This is a genomic window from Helicobacter pylori, assembly GCF_001653455.1.
Taxonomy (GTDB): domain Bacteria; phylum Campylobacterota; class Campylobacteria; order Campylobacterales; family Helicobacteraceae; genus Helicobacter; species Helicobacter pylori_A.
On the sequence record NZ_CP011486.1, the window covers coordinates 543,731 to 560,733 of the forward strand.

15 protein-coding genes and 1 other RNA gene are annotated in these 17,003 nt (G+C 38.1%); 10 read left to right on the plus strand and 6 right to left on the minus strand.

The annotated features are described in order from the left end of the window. Window positions 1-19 precede the first annotated feature (19 nt). From nth to AA977_RS02640, 3 genes are read right to left on the minus strand one after another with little or no spacing between them, the layout of a single operon-like run. Window positions 20-670, minus strand: a complete 651-nt coding sequence (gene nth, locus AA977_RS02630) for an endonuclease III (protein WP_064434477.1) — start codon at window positions 668-670, stop codon at window positions 20-22. Window position 671: 1 nt separating this feature from the next. Further along, window positions 672-902 (minus strand): FeoA family protein, encoded by a 231-nt coding sequence (locus AA977_RS02635; RefSeq protein WP_064434478.1) that lies wholly within the window; start codon window positions 900-902, stop codon window positions 672-674. A 1-nt stretch (window position 903) separates the two neighbouring features. Beyond that, window positions 904-3,837 (minus strand): DUF3971 domain-containing protein, encoded by a 2,934-nt coding sequence (locus AA977_RS02640; protein WP_064434479.1) that lies wholly within the window; start codon window positions 3,835-3,837, stop codon window positions 904-906. Between AA977_RS02640 and mltG the strand changes: the two genes are divergently transcribed. The 10 genes from mltG to AA977_RS02685 all read left to right on the plus strand — a co-directional run bounded on the left by mltG (window position 3,755) and on the right by AA977_RS02685 (window position 12,525). After that, window positions 3,755-4,750, plus strand: a complete 996-nt coding sequence (gene mltG / locus AA977_RS02645; protein WP_064434480.1) for an endolytic transglycosylase MltG — start codon at window positions 3,755-3,757, stop codon at window positions 4,748-4,750. The genes AA977_RS02640 and mltG overlap by 83 nt on opposite strands. A 178-nt stretch (window positions 4,751-4,928) precedes the next feature. Then, the gene (locus tag AA977_RS02650) at window positions 4,929-5,270 is read left to right on the plus strand and encodes a 4Fe-4S dicluster domain-containing protein (protein WP_020972216.1); all 342 of its coding nucleotides are present in this window, start codon (window positions 4,929-4,931) and stop codon (window positions 5,268-5,270) included. After that, the gene (locus AA977_RS02655; protein WP_064434481.1) at window positions 5,270-6,397 is read left to right on the plus strand and encodes a 2-oxoglutarate synthase subunit alpha; all 1,128 of its coding nucleotides are present in this window, start codon (window positions 5,270-5,272) and stop codon (window positions 6,395-6,397) included. Before AA977_RS02650 ends, AA977_RS02655 begins: the two co-directional genes overlap by 1 nt. 1 nt (window position 6,398) lies before the next feature. Continuing rightward, window positions 6,399-7,220, plus strand: coding sequence for a 2-oxoglutarate ferredoxin oxidoreductase subunit beta (locus AA977_RS02660; protein ID WP_033619017.1), 822 nt, complete (start codon window positions 6,399-6,401; stop codon window positions 7,218-7,220). Then, window positions 7,220-7,774, plus strand: coding sequence for a 2-oxoglutarate:acceptor oxidoreductase subunit OorC (locus tag AA977_RS02665; protein WP_000388045.1), 555 nt, complete (start codon window positions 7,220-7,222; stop codon window positions 7,772-7,774). Before AA977_RS02660 ends, AA977_RS02665 begins: the two co-directional genes overlap by 1 nt. A 105-nt stretch (window positions 7,775-7,879) precedes the next feature. Further along, window positions 7,880-9,658, plus strand: coding sequence for an HAD-IA family hydrolase (locus AA977_RS02670; RefSeq protein WP_064434482.1), 1,779 nt, complete (start codon window positions 7,880-7,882; stop codon window positions 9,656-9,658). A 161-nt stretch (window positions 9,659-9,819) separates the two neighbouring features. Next, window positions 9,820-9,984 (plus strand): hypothetical protein, encoded by a 165-nt coding sequence (locus AA977_RS07795; protein ID WP_121074783.1) that lies wholly within the window; start codon window positions 9,820-9,822, stop codon window positions 9,982-9,984. A 9-nt stretch (window positions 9,985-9,993) separates the two neighbouring features. Further along, window positions 9,994-11,466: a disulfide bond formation protein B gene (locus AA977_RS02675; RefSeq protein WP_064434483.1), complete on the plus strand. Its 1,473-nt coding sequence runs from the start codon at window positions 9,994-9,996 to the stop codon at window positions 11,464-11,466. Window positions 11,467-11,500: 34 nt separating this feature from the next. Next, window positions 11,501-11,819, plus strand: an RNA gene (gene rnpB, locus AA977_RS02680) — RNase P RNA component class A. 127 nt (window positions 11,820-11,946) lie between these two features. Beyond that, entirely contained in the window at window positions 11,947-12,525 is a 579-nt protein-coding gene (locus AA977_RS02685) for a tumor necrosis factor alpha-inducing protein (protein ID WP_000890891.1), read from the plus strand. A gap of 2 nt (window positions 12,526-12,527) precedes the next feature. On the opposite strand, the gene pbp1a is transcribed toward AA977_RS02685, so the two are convergent. Genes pbp1a through tlpD form a run of 3 tightly spaced genes read right to left on the minus strand, consistent with a single transcriptional unit; the run spans window position 12,528 to window position 16,953 of the window. After that, window positions 12,528-14,507, minus strand: a complete 1,980-nt coding sequence (pbp1a, locus tag AA977_RS02690) for a penicillin-binding protein 1A (protein WP_064434484.1) — start codon at window positions 14,505-14,507, stop codon at window positions 12,528-12,530. Further along, window positions 14,508-15,629 (minus strand): aminotransferase class I/II-fold pyridoxal phosphate-dependent enzyme, encoded by a 1,122-nt coding sequence (locus tag AA977_RS02695; RefSeq protein ID WP_064434485.1) that lies wholly within the window; start codon window positions 15,627-15,629, stop codon window positions 14,508-14,510. A gap of 22 nt (window positions 15,630-15,651) precedes the next feature. Next, window positions 15,652-16,953 (minus strand): chemotaxis chemoreceptor TlpD, encoded by a 1,302-nt coding sequence (gene tlpD / locus AA977_RS02700; protein ID WP_064434486.1) that lies wholly within the window; start codon window positions 16,951-16,953, stop codon window positions 15,652-15,654. Window positions 16,954-17,003 lie beyond the last annotated feature (50 nt).

Sequence of the window (17,003 nt, forward strand, 5' to 3'; positions counted from 1 at the left end):
TTTATAACAAATAAAGCTATTACGCCTTAAAGCGAGCTTTAGAAATGCAAAATGCTGTTAAAAAACACGCATCGCATAAAGGGTTTTTGGCTTTACAGGTATAACGGCCAAACAAGATTAAGGCGTGGTGGAGTTGGGATAAATCGTCTTTAAAAAGCTCGCTCAATTCCTCTTCGGTTTTGATGGGCGTTTTAGCGTTGCTTAAGCCTAAGCGGTGGGTTGCGCGAAACACATGGGTATCTACGGCGAGATAATTTGCATCAAAGCACACTGAAAGCACCACATTAGCGGTTTTTTGCCCCACGCCATCTAAGCTCATCAATTCTTTTTGTGTAGAAGGGATAACGCCGTTAAAATCCCTAACCACTTTTTGCGCCATGTTGATTAAATGCTTGCTTTTGTTGTTGAAATAAGAAACGGATTTGATGATTTCTTTAACCTCTTCTAAAGAAGCGAGCGCTAAATCGTTCACGCTCGGGTATTTTTCAAATAATTTAGGCGTTACTTTATTCACTCTAGCGTCCGTGCATTGAGCGCTTAAAATGGTAGCCACTAATAATTCATAGGGGTTTTTATAGTGCAATTCGGTGGTTTGGTTGGGGTAATGTTTTAAGAGTAGTTCTTTGATTTGCTGGGCTTTTTGGCGCGTTTTAGCGCGTTTCACACTCATTTTATACGCTTTCTTTGACGATAAGGTATTGTGCTTCATGGGATCTTAAAGCCACTTGAATATGATTGATTTTAACAGAAAGCGTGGCTTTTTTCATAGAAGAATGCAAAAGCGTGCATCGCACCCCTTCATGGATACCAAAAGAGAGGAAGCGTTTTTTAAGGGCTTCATCGCAGTTGGTGATTCCTACAATTTCATAAACTTTGTCTTTAACGGCTTCATTGAGCGTCATTTTACTTCCTTTTTGAATCAATATTTTTTTTGACTTCATCCACGATAATGTCAATAGGCGTGAAAATACGGCGCAAGATTTTAAAAGGCGCTTGGATAATATCTGACGCTAAAGTTACTTGAGTTTTAGGCTTATCTAGAGTGCCTTTGACATTCACATTAGTGGTGATTTTGCCTCCTTTTCCTAAGACAAGATAGCCCACAATAGGGATTTTATTCAAGACATTACTCAAAGCTTTAATAGTGGAAACTTCTAAATTCAAATCCAATTTGTTTTTGTCTAATTCAATGATCCCATTGCCGGCAATATCAAGCGTTTTGCCAATAAGATCAATTTTTTCTAACCCTAAATATTCTTTAGTGATCCCAAAAACAACAGACCCTTTTTTGATTTGATAGCCATTAGCCCCTAAATGGGGGTTCCTAAAGACAATGAGGGAGGGAATGGTGTTGATGAGATTGATCATATTTTGCATGAGGGCGAAATTCTTTAAGCTTGTGTTTTGGAATTTCAATTCGCCATTGAAAACCTGATCTTCAAGAGCTCCAATAAGCGTGAATAAGCCCCCTTCTACGAAATCCTTTTGGAGGATGGTATTGATATAATCCCCGCTAAAATTATGGGCCTTAAGATACAAAGCCCCATGCACTAAATCCGCCATGATCATGGCGTTTTTATAATTGCCATCAATTTTCACTCTGTCATCTTGAGCGACAATGTCAAGATTTTCTAAAGGAAAAGGCATTTTTTTATAGATTAATACGACATCTTTAGCATGGATGCGTGTGGAAATAGGGATAATTTTATGGGCTTTTTCGTAGCGTTGTTTCGCGCTAATAAAAATATCTTCATCTTGGACTTCTTTAGAGCTGGGCTTTTCTTTTCGTTCTTTGGAGAATAATCCCACAATAGCTGGCATCTTACTATCTAAAAAATCATCAATACTCAAGTCAATGTTATTAAGGGTAATATCCTTTTGATCCCCTTTAACTTTTATGGATATGCTTTTACTTGGAGTATAGACAGAAATTTCATCTTTATTGATAGAGCCAAATAAAGAGAGGGAATTGAATTGCTTGCCGTTGCTGTGATAGATGGGTAAAGTGATTTTTAAATCTTTAGCGAAAAAATCAATATTAATAAAATCGCTTGTAGAAACTTCCAAAGAGCCATCTTCTAAGGCGAAATACTCCATAATAGGGGAATAGGGCTTGATTTTTTTCAAATCTTTGATCCTGAACACATAGGCACTATCTTTCAATTCGCCCTCTAATAAAAGTTGCGGCACGCTCCATTGCATGTGATTGGGGTTAGAAAAATCAAAATTCAAAGAAAGGTTTTTAAGAGTGTCTTCTGTAGCGTAAAAAACATCTTTGGTGAATTTGTCTTCGCTCTGGGCTTTAATGGTGTCTATGATTTTTCTTCTAAAAACCTCTGAGTCTTCCCCCGCTTGAATAATGGAATGCAAACTTTTTAAATCTAAAGAAAATTTAGTAGGCTGTGGGTTATCTTGGGTATTATTCAAGCCATAAGAACGCATGTTGATGTTATTGTTAGTGTTGAATCGTATTTTATGGACTAGAGAATCTAAAGAGAGGATTTTTTTATTCAAATCTAAAGCGATTTTAGCGTCTAGATCGAGCATGTTTTCATAGCGCGTGTGGGTAGTTTCTATGTAGATGTATTGGTATTCTTGGGCGATGTCTAGGTTGATTTGAGCGCTTTGCGTGTAAAGGGGGATATTATAGAGTGAAAAAGTGCCTTCTTGCAAATTGACATTGCCTTGAACGCTAAATAGTGGGGCGGTGTTTTTTAAGAATTGTAAGGTGAGTTTCAAATCCGCGCTAGATGGCGTGCTGATTTTATCCAAAGGCAAAACGACTTTATAAGCGCTCAATAAATCCTTAATGCTATCGCCATAATAATTGGGGGTCGTTTTTAAAAAAATCTCCAACTTAGGGGCTTCTAACAAATTGGAAAAAGTGGCATAAGAGCCGGTTAATTCCATGGTTTCATAAGTGATTTTTTGGGGTTGTATGAGGAGTTGTTTGTTTTTGAAAATCAATTCGGTTTTATCCATTTTAATGGGCGATAAGCCATCATTGAAAACGACTGAAGGTTTAATCAAAGTGGCTTTAGCTACAGAATTTTCTAAGAGCGATGGGAGAAACTCGCTAGGGGTGAAATTGGCTTTAATTAAAGCGTTATCAATTTTAAGGCTAGAAAATTGGATCTTATCAAAAATCCATGTTTTTAAATTTTTTTGCGACTGGCGTTGGAAAAGGGGTTTTAAAAACGCTAGGCTTTTCATTGGAGAAGTGTTGATTTTTAATTCTATGGTTTTTAAATCGGTTAGCCCTTTTAAATAAATCGTAGCGCTGGGTTCAATTAAAGGCTTGACAATGAGATCAAACGCCATTTTCCTAGCTTTGGGTGAATAGTGGGCGTTGCCATCCACTTGGACTTTAATGTCTTTAAAAAGCAAATTGATGATTTTAAGCTTGATATTTTTATTGTCTTCTAGAGAAAATTCCCCCTTGATTCCTGGAAATTCTAACTCGTATTTATTCCCATCAAAAAAGATATTGGCTTTATTTTTATCATCTAAAACAATTTCTTTAACCTTAAGTTTTTCAAAATAAGACACCGCCCAAATGCCATAACGGATATTTTTAATCAAATCAGAAACTTCTAAATGCTTTTTAGTGGGTTTTTGATGGAAGAAAGAAGAGAGATCAACCCGTTCAACTTCTAAAGAAAGCTTGTTGTTAAGTTTTAAGTATAATTGAGAAATGCCAAGCTTTCCAATTTTTAAATTTTGTATATGAATGCCGTTTGAAAGGGTTTTGTGAATGACGACTAAAATAGCGAATACTACCACAAACAAGATAATGACATTAAATACTTTCTTAGATACATGCTTTCTTTTATTCATTAGTATTCTTTTTTATTTAAGTATACCAATTTATCCTAACAAAGTGGTGGTTGTCCCACAAGGTTCGCTCAAAAAAGTGTTTTTTTCTTTAAAAGAGCAGGGCGTGGATATTAACGCTTTGGATTTGCTTTTTTTACGCCTAATGGGCATGCCTAAAAAAGGCTATATTGACATGGGCGATGGGGCTTTAAGGAAAGGGGATTTTTTAATCCGTTTGATTAAGGGGAAGGTGGCTCTTAGAAGCGTTACTTTAATCCCTGGAGAAACCCGCTATTTTTTCACGCAAATTTTGAGCGAGACTTACCAACTAGAAATAAGCGAACTTAATGGTGCTTATGAAAGCATCGCGCCAAGATTAAACGGCTCTGTGATAGAAGATGGGGTGATACTACCGGACACTTACCATTTGCCTTTAGGAGAGAATGCGTTTAAAATCATGCAAGCTTTGATCGGTCAATCTCTAAAAAAACACGAAGCTTTAAGCAAACAATGGCTTGGGTATTACCACAAAGAAGAGTGGTTTGAAAAAATCATTCTCGCTTCTATTGTGCAAAAAGAAGCCGCCAATGTTGAAGAAATGCCCCTGATTGCGAGCGTGATTTTTAACCGCCTAAAAAAAGGCATGCCTTTGCAAATGGATGGGGCTTTGAATTACCAAGAGTTTTCGCATATTAAAGTAACTAAAGATCGCATTAAAAACGATAGCACCCCCTACAATACTTATAGGTTTAAAGGCTTGCCTAAAAACCCCGTAGGGAGCGTGAGTATAGAAGCGATTAGGGCTGTGATTTTCCCTAAAGAAACCAACTTTTTGTATTTTGTGAAAATGCCCAACAAAAAACATGCTTTCAGCGCGACTTATAAGGAGCATTTACAAAACATTAATCTTTCTAATAATCATTTTTATGATTAGGGTTAATGGGGCGTTTTTTCTCCTAAATCCACTAAAAAGTGTTAAGTATTTTCTCATTTTAATTTTATATTCTTACTATTAAAACATTTTAGATTTTATTAAAAAAGGCTTGCTACAATTTTAGGCAAATTTTGGTTGCTAGGGCTTAAAATACAGCTTTTAGCACAAAGGAGAATGAATGGCTAAAATGAACGCTCCAGATGGGATCGCCGTTTGGGTGAACGAAGACAGGTGCAAGGGTTGTGATATTTGCGTATCGGTATGCCCAGCTGGAGTTCTTGGCATGGGGGTTGAAAAAGAAAGGGTGCTTGGAAAAGTCGCCAAAGTGGCTTACCCAGAGAGTTGTATCGGTTGCATGCAATGCGAATTACACTGCCCGGATTTTGCAATTTATGTGGCTGACAGGAAGGATTTTAAATTCGCTAAAGTTTCTAAAGACGCTCAAGAAAGAAGCGAAAAAGTTAAAGCCAACAAATACATGCTCTTAGAGGAAACTATTTTAGAAGGGAGAGGCAAGTGATGCGTGAGATTATTTCTGATGGGAATGAATTGGTCGCTAAAGCGGCGATTGAAGTGGGGTGTCGGTTTTTTGGAGGCTATCCTATCACGCCAAGTTCGGATATTATGCATGCAATGAGCGTGGCTCTGCCCAAATGCGGCGGTCATTTTATCCAAATGGAAGATGAAATCAGCGGGATTAGCGTGTCTTTAGGAGCGAGCATGAGCGGGACGAAGTCTATGACAGCGAGCTCTGGACCTGGTATTTCTTTAAAAGTGGAGCAAATCGGCTATTCTTTCATGGCAGAAATCCCTTTAGTGATCGCTGATGTGATGCGTTCAGGCCCATCAACCGGAATGCCCACTCGTGTGGCTCAAGGCGATGTGAATTTCTTAAAACACCCCATACATGGGGATTTTAAAGCCGTCGCACTCGCTCCTGCAAGTTTGGAAGAAGCTTACACCGAAACCGTTCGCGCGTTCAATCTGGCTGAAATGCTCATGACTCCTGTGTTTTTGCTCATGGATGAAACCGTGGGGCATATGTATGGCAAGGTGCAAATTCCGGATTTAGAAGAAGTGCAAAAAATGACGATCAATCGCAAGGAATTTGTGGGCGATAAAAAAGACTATAAGCCTTATGGGGTCGCGCAAGATGAACCGGCTGTTTTAAACCCGTTCTTTAAAGGGTATCGCTACCATGTTTCAGGCTTGCACCATGGGCCTATCGGCTTTCCTACTGAAGACGCTAAAATTGGTGGGGATTTAATGGATAGATTGTTCAATAAGATTGAATCCAAGCAAGACATTATCAATGAAAATGAAGAAATGGATTTAGAAGGCGCTGAAATTGTCATCATCGCTTATGGTTCGGTTTCTCTAGCGGTTAAAGAAGCTTTGAAAGATTACAACAAAGAAAGCAAGCAAAAAATCGGTTTTTTCAGACCCAAAACTTTATGGCCAAGCCCGGCTAAACGCTTGAAAGAAATAGGGGAAAAATACGAAAAAATCCTTGTGATTGAATTGAATAAAGGGCAGTATTTAGAAGAAATTGAAAGGGCTATGCAAAGGAAAGTGCATTTCTTTGGGCAAGCTAATGGGCGCACGATTTCGCCCAAACAAATCATCGCAAAGTTGAAGGAGCTTTAAAATGGCGTTTAATTATGATGAATATTTGCGTGTGGATAAAATACCCACTTTGTGGTGCTGGGGCTGTGGCGATGGCGTGATTTTGAAATCCATCATCCGCACGATTGATGCGTTAGGCTGGAAAATGGATGATGTGTGCTTGGTGAGTGGGATTGGTTGCAGCGGGCGCATGAGTTCGTATGTGAATTGCAACACCGTTCACACCACGCATGGTAGAGCCGTAGCGTATGCGACAGGGATTAAACTAGCTAACCCAAGTAAGCATGTGATCGTGGTTTCTGGCGATGGCGATGGCTTTGCTATTGGGGGTAATCACACCATGCATGCGTGCAGAAGAAACATTGATTTGAATTTTATTTTAGTGAATAATTTCATCTATGGTTTGACCAACTCCCAAACTTCACCCACCACGCCTAATGGCATGTGGACGGTTACGGCTCAATGGGGGAATATTGATAACCAATTTGACCCATGCGCTTTAACCACCGCCGCTGGGGCGAGTTTTGTGGCTAGAGAAAGCGTTTTAGACCCTCAAAAATTGGAAAGAGTGCTTAAAGAAGGCTTTACACACAAGGGCTTTAGCTTTTTTGATGTCCATAGTAATTGCCATATCAATTTAGGGCGTAAGAATAAAATGGGCGAAGCGTCTCAAATGCTAAAATGGATGGAAAGCCGGTTAGTGAGCAAACGCCAATTTGAAGCCATGAGTCCTGAAGAAAGGGTGGATAAATTCCCTACCGGTATTTTAAAGCATGACACGGACAGGAAAGAATATTGCGAAGCGTATCAAGAAATCATTGAAAAAGCACAAGGAAAACAATAATGGAAGCGCAATTACGATTCACAGGCGTTGGAGGGCAGGGCGTGTTGCTAGCGGGAGAAATTTTAGCTGAAGCGAAAATCGTGAGCGGAGGCTATGGCACTAAGACTTCCACTTACACTTCGCAAGTGCGTGGCGGGCCTACTAAAGTGGATATTTTGCTGGATAGAGATGAGATTATTTTCCCTTATGCTAAAGAGGGCGAGATTGATTTCATGCTTTCAGTCGCTCAAATAAGCTATAACCAATTTAAAAGCGATATTAAAAAGGGCGGTATCGTTGTTATTGACCCTAATTTAGTAACCCCTACTAAAGAAGATGAAGAAAAGTATCAAATCTATAAAATCCCCATTATTAGCATCGCTAAAGATGAAGTGGGTAACATTATCACGCAATCTGTGGTGGCGTTAGCGATCACTGTGGAGCTTACTAAATGCGTAGAAGAAAATATCGTGCTAGACACCATGCTTAAAAAAGTCCCTGCAAAAGTCGCTGAAACAAACAAAAAAGCCTTTGAAATTGGCAAAAAACACGCTTTAGAAGCTTTGAAAAAATAAGGGGGTAACTCCTTATCTCACTTCTTTAGTTATAACCTTTCTTTTTTTGTATTTTTGAAAAAAAAAAAAATGATATAATGCTTGAATTTTATAAAGGATTCTTGTATGCGCAAATTTTTGGATGGGGCAAAAAGTGAGGTTTTAAAATATGATGTGATTTCTTTTGATATTTTTGACACCCTTCTTTTAAGACCTTTTATTAAACCCACAGATTTGTTCTCGTATATTGAAACCAAATATAATATCAAAGGTTTTTGTCAAGCAAGGATTTTAGCAGAAATGCAATCTAGAGAAGTGAGTAAAGAACAAGACATCACTCTAGATGAAATTTATCATCAAATTCCAAAAGAGTTTTCTTCGTATAAGGAAGTAGAAATCGCCACTGAAAAAGAGATGCTCATTCCAAATTTAGAGATGTTAGAACTCTATCATTTCGCTAAAGAGAACAATAAGAGAGTGGTTATTGTATCAGATATGTATTTGCCTTTAGAGGTCCTTGAAGACATTTTAGTTTCTAAAGGTTTTGGTGGTTATACAAATTTCTATCTCAGTAATCATATAATGCTTACTAAACATTCAAAAGATTTGTTTAAACATGTTTTAAAACAAGAAAATATTGCTCACACGCAAATGTTGCATATTGGTGATAATTCTTGGGCAGATGATGCTATGCCTAAAAGTTTAGGTATAGCGACGCTATTTAGAAAAAGCGTGTTGAAGCAATTAGAAGAAGTTTTTCCTAAATACAAAACATTTAGTCCAACCAGTGTTGCACAAAGCTTTATTTTAGGATCTTTGTGCGTTTTTTATAAGAACTATATTCAAACACATGAAAAATTTGACTATTGGTTTCTTTTGGGAGTGATGCAAGCAGGGATTGTAGCCGTTGCTTATTGCCGGTTTATCTATAAAGAGATTCATAAAAGAAATATTGGCACTTTGGTGTTTGTTGCACGAGATGGTTATTTGTTGCAAAAAATTTTTAATATTTTATATCCAAATTCATATAAAACTGCTTATGTCTATGCTCCTAGAATTTTAAAAAAAGCGGTATTTTTGGAAGTCGTGGAGAATGAGAGTTTGGAAATTTTGCGTATTTTAGAAGGCGAAGAAGAAGTTAAAAAGAAGCAAATCACCACTAACCAACAAGCATACGCGTATATTTATAGCAACTTTGAACATTGCCGCCATTTAGCGTTAAAATGTTTGGATAATTATAGAAAATATTTGTTTTCACAAAATTTAGAAGGCAATATTGCTATTGTGGATACGATCACTATGGGTTATTCTTCGCAAGAATTAATGCAAAAAGCTTTAAATAAAGAAGTTTTTGGATGCTATGTGGATCTCATCAGAATTTTAAATTATGATTGCGTGAGTTTCTTGCCTTTTTCACACCCTAAATCCATTTATTTTCATAATTGGGATTTTATGGAGTTTTTGCTAACAAGCCCTGAATACCCTATTTTAAATGTAGAAAATGGCGTTCCAATCTATCAAAAAGATGTTTCATCTTGTGAAAAACACCGCTCTGAAGCTTATCAAAAAATAGTAGAAGGGGCTGTTGAATATGCTTTGTATTTTAAAGAAAGTCAAGTTTCTTTAGACATTCATGATGTGATAGAATGGGTAAATTTCTTTATTGACAACCCTAGCATTCAAGATCAAGAGCGGTTTAAACAAATCTATTTTCTTCCAGACGCAACGCATAAAAACGCTCTGCCCTTGTTTTGCAACGATGTTTCTTTATTGTCTTGCATTTTAAGACCTTCACAAAGTTATGGCATATTAAAAAGAAGTCTTAGGACAAACAAGCAAGAGAGGTTGTTTAAAATATTATCTCTAATCAAAAAAATCTATGGGAAGTTAAAAAAGAAATCGTAATTGGCTCTATTCTAATCAAATTGTATAATTTTGCATTTTATTTTATAGCAAAACTCATTCTTGTTTAAAATAATTCTCTCAAAAATTATCCACTAGATAATTTTTTATTTATTCAATAATACGTTTTTGAGTATAATCCTACGAAAATTTTAAGGAACGGCATGGAGTTTTTAGGACTGATTTTAAGTCTAGCTGCTATTTGGATAGCGTTAAAAAAGCCTGAAAAAGAAAATTGGGCGTTTGGGATTTTGGTTGTGGTGTGGTTGGTGGAGCTTATTATTTTTATAGCCCATAGCTCTAGCGTTTTGCCTAATATGAATTTATAAGGGGGATGCATGAATAAAGAAGCTAGATTTTACAACCTTTTTTCTTTAGCGGTTTTAGGGATTTTGATCTTTCCTGTGGGTTTGGCGAATTTTTATTTTGGCTATGTTTTGAAAGATTCCCCTTGTATTTTTTGCTGGGTGCAACGCATCAACATGATTTTAATAGGGGCGGTGGCACTTTTGGTGGTGCGTTTTGGGTTTAAGCCTAAATATATCGCTTTGTTGTTGCTCATGGCTAGCAGCGGGTTGTATGAGAGCTTTTATCATACTAGTAGCCATGCTTTAGAAGATGTGGGGCAAGGCTTTGCGCTCGCTATTTTGGGCTTGCACACGCAGTTTTGGGCGCTTTTTGTCTTTTTTAGCGTGGTGGCGCTGTTAGCGCTTTTACTCTTTTTTGCCCCCAATACCCAACCTTTTAAAGATCGTTCATTAAACGCGTTCCAAAAAAGCGCGTTTTTTATTTTCTTTATTGTGGTGGGTTCTAATGCGATACAGGCGTTTTTTTCTACCGGGCCTTTCCCTTATATAGGGCAAAGCGATCCGGTGCGCTTTTCTTGGAATTTGAAAGAAGCTGTCTGGTCTATGGAGAATTGGGATCATTTGAAATTCCCACGAAGCGTTTTGGGCAGAAGAGATGTGGGCGAGCCTTTGAAATTGAGCGCTTTGCCTAAAGACAATGATTACAACCATTCGCCTTTAGAAATTACTAAAACTCTAAAGATTGAAAAAAAAGAAGAGCTTTTTTTGAAATTGAATGGCGCGATTACGGATTTGAATTTCAATGAAGACAATACGATGCTTATCACAGAAAACCAAGGCCTTTATCTTGTGGGTAACGATTTAAAAACCATTCATAGCCACATGGTGTTGGATAGCTATTATAGCGCGACGGTGGGGTCGTTTGTGGGGGCGGATTTCAATGAAGATGAAAACATTGTGATCATGGGCAATAATAAAACGAGCGTGGAAATCACTCCTAACAAAAACGCTAATGCGCTTAAAAACTTCCCTTATTTTTTAGAGGGGGCTAACTCTTTTGATGAAGTGGAACGCAGCCGCTTAAAAACTTCTAGGGCGAAAAATTATTACATTAGCGCTGCAAGAAGAGGGGCTAAATTGACTTATTTGATCAGCGCTCCTAACAAACGCTATAAAGATTTGATCATTATCTCCATGCTCAATAGCGACAAACAAGTGCATGGGGAGTTTTTGCTTGAATTAGGCCATGCCAAGCTTAAAGAAAAAAGGGAATTGGGCGAATTAATGATCAGCGCGCTAGCTTTAAAAGACAATAAACTTTATGCATTCAGTAAGGAGTTTAACACGCTTTTAGTCATAGACCCCACAAAAGAAGAGATCCTTGAAGTTTATGGCTTGCCTAAAGAGATTAAAAACATCAGCGCTGGAGGGTTTAGAAACAATGAGCTTGTCCTTGTGAGCTATGAAGAGAATAAAAATATCCTCTATACCCTTGATTTTTAAACTCTTTTAAAGCTACTTTTTTCTAATATACTGACGCATTAGAAGATGGTCGCTATTTTTATAAATAGAGGAAAGTCCGGGCTACATTAGACAAAATTCCATCTAACGGATGGCTAGCGTGAGCTAAGGGAAAGTGCCACAGAAAGCAAACCGCCTTTTTAAGGTAAGGGTGAAAGGGTGGGGTAAGAGCCCACCAAAGCTAGAGCAATTTAGCTTGTTTGGCAAACCCAATTTGTAGCAAGAAGTGCATGGTAAGTCTAAATTAATACACGCTTCGCTTGAGGAATATTGCAAAATATTCCCTAGATAAATGGCCATCCATTGACAGAACCCGGCTTATTCTAATGCTTTATGGGTTGCGTGTTGATTTTTTAAACAAAGTTTTAATTATTTTATTTTTTTTATTTTTTTACCTAATTATTGTTTAAATTTTTAAAGATTTGTGTTACACTCTGTAAAATCAAAATCAAAGGGGATAGCGTGTTAGAAAAATCTTTCTTAAAAAGCAAGCAATTAGTTTTATGCGGACTGGGCGTTTTGATGTTACAGGCTTGCACTTGCCCAAACACTTCACAAAGAAATTCTTTTTTACAAGATGTGCCTTATTGGATGTTGCAAAATCGCAGTCAGTATCTCACGCAAGGGGTGGATAGCTCGCACATTGTAGATGGTAAAAAAACTGAAGAGATAGAAAAAATCGCTACCAAAAGAGCGACAATAAGAGTGGCTCAAAATATCGTGCATAAACTTAAAGAGGATTATCTCTCCAAATCCAACCGCATTAAGCAAAAGATCACTAATGAAATGTTTATCCAAATGACGCAAGCCATTTATGATAGCTTAATGAATGTGGATCGTTTAGGCATTTATATCAATCCTAATAATGAAGAAGTGTTTGCGTTGGTGCGTGCGCGTTCCTTTGATAAGGATGTTTTGAGCGAAGGGTTGCATAAATTATCTTTAGACAATCAAGCGGTGAGTATCCTTGTGGCTAAAGTGGAAGAAATCTTTAAAGATTCTATCAACTACGGAGACATTAAAGTCCCTATAGCCATGTAGGCTTAAAATAATAGGCGTTCTTCGCTATCGCCTATTTTTTTGGGGGTGGGTGTGATGGAATTGGGGGTTGAATAGTAGGGGATTTTATCCACGATTTCTTTACGCAAGCCTTTAGGGACATCAAACTTTCTTTTTAAGGAAGGTTCAATCGCTAAAATGTTACGCATGAAATGCGAATACACAGGTGCACTCACAATACCCCCTGTCGCTCCTTTGCTAATAGGCGTGTTATCGTCTCTCCCAAACCAAATCACGCTTTGTAAGGTGGGGGTAAAGCCAATAAACCAAGCATCAACATTGTTATTAGAAGTCCCGGTTTTGCCAGCGATTTCTAAACCTTTAATGCGCGCTGAACGCCCCGTGCCATTTTCTACCGCATTCATCAGCACTGAAAGGGTCAAAAAGGCTTGCTCTTTAGAGGTGATTTTTCTGGTTTCAATGGGCGTGAAAGTTTTGACATCGTTTTGTTGATCGGTGATGCTTTCAATCAACATAGGCTTAAGCATGGTGCCATAATTAGAAAAGAGGGAATATTTTTCAGCCGCTTCAATGGGCGAGATAGCAAAGCTCCCTAACACAATAGACAAGTCCCTAGGGAGGTTTTTAAACCCCATATCGCTTAAAGATTGATAAATTTTTTCAAAGCCAAGCTGATCGCTTAAATTGATCGTGGCGAGATTTAACGAATGGCTTAAGGCTTCTTGCAGGGTTACAAGCCCTAAAAATTTGCGAGAATAATTGCTAGGGTGCCATGCGTGGTTTTGTTCGCTGTTTTTACTATAATTGCCATTTTCAAAATTTCGCGCAGTATCAGGGATTTTGGAAGTGGTGGAATAGCCGTTGTCAAAAGCGATTTGATACACAAAAGGCTTGATCGCACTCCCAAATTGCCGTTTGGCTTGCGTGGCGCGATTGAAAGCGCTTTTTTTATAATCAATCCCCCCCACTAAGGCTAAAATTTTACCGGTGTTCGTGTCGGTAACCACCATGCTGGCGTTTAAATCGTCTTCGCTCTCATTAAATGCATCGGCTTTTGGCTTTTCTTTAGCGATTTTTTCTAAGATTTTTTGGCGTCCAAAACGTAAGGACTCTAACGCTAAACGTTGGTAATCTAAATCTATGGTGAGCTTTATAATATAGCCTTTAGTTTTCAACCCGTCTAATTGATCTAGTTGCTTCAGCACTTCATCCACGACATAAGGGGCGATGTTTTGCGTGGAAGTTTGGTTATACACGATGGGGACTTCATTGAGGGCGGATTTTAACTCATTAGAAGAAATCCAGCCTAAAGAATACAACCGCCTTAAAATGTCATTGGCCCTAGAGAGTGAAAATTCTAGGTTTTTGTTAGGGTCATAAAAACTCGGGGCCCTTGGCAAGGCGACTAACATAGCGATTTCTTTGAGCGTGAGTTTGTCAAGGGGTTTTTTAAAATACCCTAAACTTGCAGTTTTCACGCCATAATACCCATGCCCAAAAAAAGTTTGGTTCAAATAACGCTCTAAAATTTCTTCTTTGCTTAAGACTTGTTCAACGCGTATGGAAATGATCGCTTCTTTGAGCTTTCTGGTTAGCGTTTTTTCTCGTGTGAGTACCATGTTTTTAACGAGCTGTTGGGTAAGGGTGCTGCCCCCTTCGGTGTAACGACCGCTTTTAGCGTTTTTAATCATAGCGCGCATGATAGCGTCTAAATTGATCCCCCCATGTTCAAAAAAGAGGGTGTCTTCTACCGCTAAAAGGCTTTCAATGAATCGTGGGGGGATTTCTTCAAAACGCGCGTAAAAACGGAATTCTTTGTCATAAATATTGGCAATCAATCGCCCTTTTCGGTCTAAAATTTGTGAAGCAACGCTCGGATGATAATCTTTAATCTTGGCAATATCTTTATCCGTATTCACCCAAACTTGAGCGACAAGAATGGCTAATAACCCTATAATAATTAAAAATAAAACGATAAAACCATAAAAAATCTTTTTTAGCATTTAACCACTTTTAAAAGGAGATTGTATTTTAGAATAATTTAAAAGGGTGTTTGCAAGCTCTTTGGTGTCTTCTAGGCTGTTTTTAAGAGATAAAGAGACGCGCAAAAGAGGTTTAGAAACCGTAGGAGGGCGGATAGCTCCCACTAAAAACCCTTTTTCTTTCAAAAAATGATGGGCGTTTAAAAGAGCGGGATTGTTTTCAAATTCTAAAGTAAAAAATCCTGCGAGCGTTCTAACGCCTAAGGTTTCAAAAATAATCTGTTGGTGTTGATTGAGCTTTGTTTTCAACTCTTTTTTTTGCACAATAAAGTATTCTAAATGGGCTAAAGTCAAAGCGGTGTCTAACAAGCTCAAAGCGGTGGTGTAAATCACGCTTTTGGCGCGATTGATTAAAAACTCTACCACTTGTAAGGGGGCTAAAATACACGCCCCATAGCTTGCAAGCGCTTTAGAGAAAGTGCTGAGTTTGATAATCTTTTCTTTTTCTTTGATGCGATGATATTCTAAAAAGCCTAGTAAATTTTCGCCGATAGTCCCAAAACTATGGGCTTCATCTACGATTAAAAAAGCGTTAGGGATTTCTTGAATGATTTCATAAAAATCATAAGGGGCGATGCTTGCATCCATAGAATAAACCCCCTCAATGGCTATGAATTTGAGTTTGTTTTTAGGGGCGTTAAAGAGTTTTTGTTTCAAATCTTTAGCGTCATTGTGCGAGAAAAAAACCACTTGGTTAGGTTTGGCTTTGGCGCTAAAAATCCCGCTTGCATGGTAGTGTTCGTCCATAAACAAGAGAGCGTTTTTGACTAAAAGAGTGTCTATTAAAGCCAGATTGCCTAAAAAACCACTCCCCACTAAAAGAGCGCTTTCAAACCCTAGCAAAGCGGCTAATTGGTTTTCTAATTGTGCATGCAAAGGGTGGTAGCCATTCACGAGCATGGAAGCTTTGGGGGAATGAGTGTCAAAGAATTGGAGCTTATTAAAAGCGTTTTGAAGCAAATCCTTTTTAACGCTCAAGCCCAAATAATCATTAGAAGCGTAATCCCTTAATAAAGGGTCAAACAACTCTCTTTTGCGGTATCGTTTGGCATGGTGTAAGGCTTCTAAAGATTTAGAAAACATGAAAACACTTTATGCACTTCAATCATTCGCCTTTTTGAATTTTTTCAATGATTTTATTGAGTTCGTCTTGTTTTTCATAAAACATCTTATCAATATTTTCTTTAACATGTTTAGCGCTATCTTCCATTAAATGCACTTTATGTTCTAGATATTTTGAATCGGTAATGTGATCTTCTTGAACGGCTTTAACCAAATCATTGGCTTCAGCATGCACGCTCGCATGGTGGCTTTCTAAAGCTCTATAGCCTGAAGTGTTAGAAAAATTCTCTTTGCCTGCACCCTCATAATACCATTTTCCTAAGCGGCAATTCTTATGGCTGGTAATATCAAAGGAATTAAGACCAAAGACCATGCCATAAAGATTGTTTTTAAAGACCACATGATCGAGTTTAGCTAGACCGCAAAACACTCGGTTATTGATGTTATAGATGGTGTATTTTGCGGCTTGCGCGACAATCATGTTGTTTTTTACGGTGGATTTCAATTCTTCCACATCGCCCTTAATAGATCCTACAATGGAGTTAATATCGTGGGTGTTGGTTTGAATATCGTTCGCTTCTTGTTGCATGCTTTTAACGACAACAGCGATTTCTTTAGTGGCTTTTTGGGTTTTTTCAGCGAGCTTTCTCACCTCATCAGCCACCACCGCAAACCCTCTCCCATGCTCGCCCGCTCGTGCGGCCTCAATAGCGGCGTTTAGGGCTAAGAGATTGGTTTGCTCTGCAATATCATCAATCAAAGAAATGACCTGAGTGATTTCGTTGCTCCGTTGGTTTAGGGAGTCCGCTAGCGAAGTGGCGTTTTGCATCTTGTCATAAAGCGATTCAATGTCTTGGCTTGTTTTATTAACAGTTCCTAATCCTTCAGCAGAATGCGCTTCGCCATTTTTAGCCGCATTGAGCAACAAGCCTGTTTCTTGATGGAAATATTGCATGCTTTCTTGCGCGTTCTCCAATCCCTCTTTTAAGCTCGAGCAAAAAGTCTTAAACAAATCGCTTTTATGGTATTCCCCAACACAACCTGTTTTTTTAGCCAATGAATAATACTGCACGCCATCAATATTTTGGCTCTTTAAAGAATAAGAAACCCCTTGCAAATCAACGCTCTCTGCATTTTCTTTAAAATGCATGCTTTGCTCTTCTAAATTGTTCAAACTTGCAAGACTCCCGCTCTTAAAAACCACTTTATTGTTTTTAATACCTACAAAACCTTCATGCAAGCACAGATTCAAAAGGCTTTGATAGAGATTGACTTCTTTTTTTAACTCCGCAATCTCAGAATCTTTTTGATTGATTTGGAGTTGCAATTGCTTATTCCCAAACATGGTGGTATCCCTTATTTAAATTTGATTCTTTTGAGATTATACCTAAAAAT

Excerpts from the sequence above, each read along its gene's own strand:
- nth (WP_064434477.1), bottom strand. The coding sequence starts at position 670 with ATGAGTGTGAAACGCGCTAAAACGCGCCAAAAAGCCCAGCAAATCAAA.
- AA977_RS02635 (WP_064434478.1), bottom strand. The coding sequence starts at position 902 with ATGACGCTCAATGAAGCCGTTAAAGACAAAGTTTATGAAATTGTAGGA.
- mltG (WP_064434480.1), top strand. The coding sequence starts at position 3,755 with ATGACGACTAAAATAGCGAATACTACCACAAACAAGATAATGACATTA.
- AA977_RS02640 (WP_064434479.1), bottom strand. The coding sequence starts at position 3,837 with ATGAATAAAAGAAAGCATGTATCTAAGAAAGTATTTAATGTCATTATC.
- AA977_RS02650 (WP_020972216.1), top strand. The coding sequence starts at position 4,929 with ATGGCTAAAATGAACGCTCCAGATGGGATCGCCGTTTGGGTGAACGAA.
- AA977_RS02655 (WP_064434481.1), top strand. The coding sequence starts at position 5,270 with ATGCGTGAGATTATTTCTGATGGGAATGAATTGGTCGCTAAAGCGGCG.
- AA977_RS02660 (WP_033619017.1), top strand. The coding sequence starts at position 6,399 with ATGGCGTTTAATTATGATGAATATTTGCGTGTGGATAAAATACCCACT.
- AA977_RS02665 (WP_000388045.1), top strand. The coding sequence starts at position 7,220 with ATGGAAGCGCAATTACGATTCACAGGCGTTGGAGGGCAGGGCGTGTTG.
- AA977_RS02670 (WP_064434482.1), top strand. The coding sequence starts at position 7,880 with ATGCGCAAATTTTTGGATGGGGCAAAAAGTGAGGTTTTAAAATATGAT.
- AA977_RS07795 (WP_121074783.1), top strand. The coding sequence starts at position 9,820 with ATGGAGTTTTTAGGACTGATTTTAAGTCTAGCTGCTATTTGGATAGCG.
- AA977_RS02675 (WP_064434483.1), top strand. The coding sequence starts at position 9,994 with ATGAATAAAGAAGCTAGATTTTACAACCTTTTTTCTTTAGCGGTTTTA.
- pbp1a (WP_064434484.1), bottom strand. The coding sequence starts at position 14,507 with ATGCTAAAAAAGATTTTTTATGGTTTTATCGTTTTATTTTTAATTATT.
- AA977_RS02695 (WP_064434485.1), bottom strand. The coding sequence starts at position 15,629 with ATGTTTTCTAAATCTTTAGAAGCCTTACACCATGCCAAACGATACCGC.
- tlpD (WP_064434486.1), bottom strand. The coding sequence starts at position 16,953 with ATGTTTGGGAATAAGCAATTGCAACTCCAAATCAATCAAAAAGATTCT.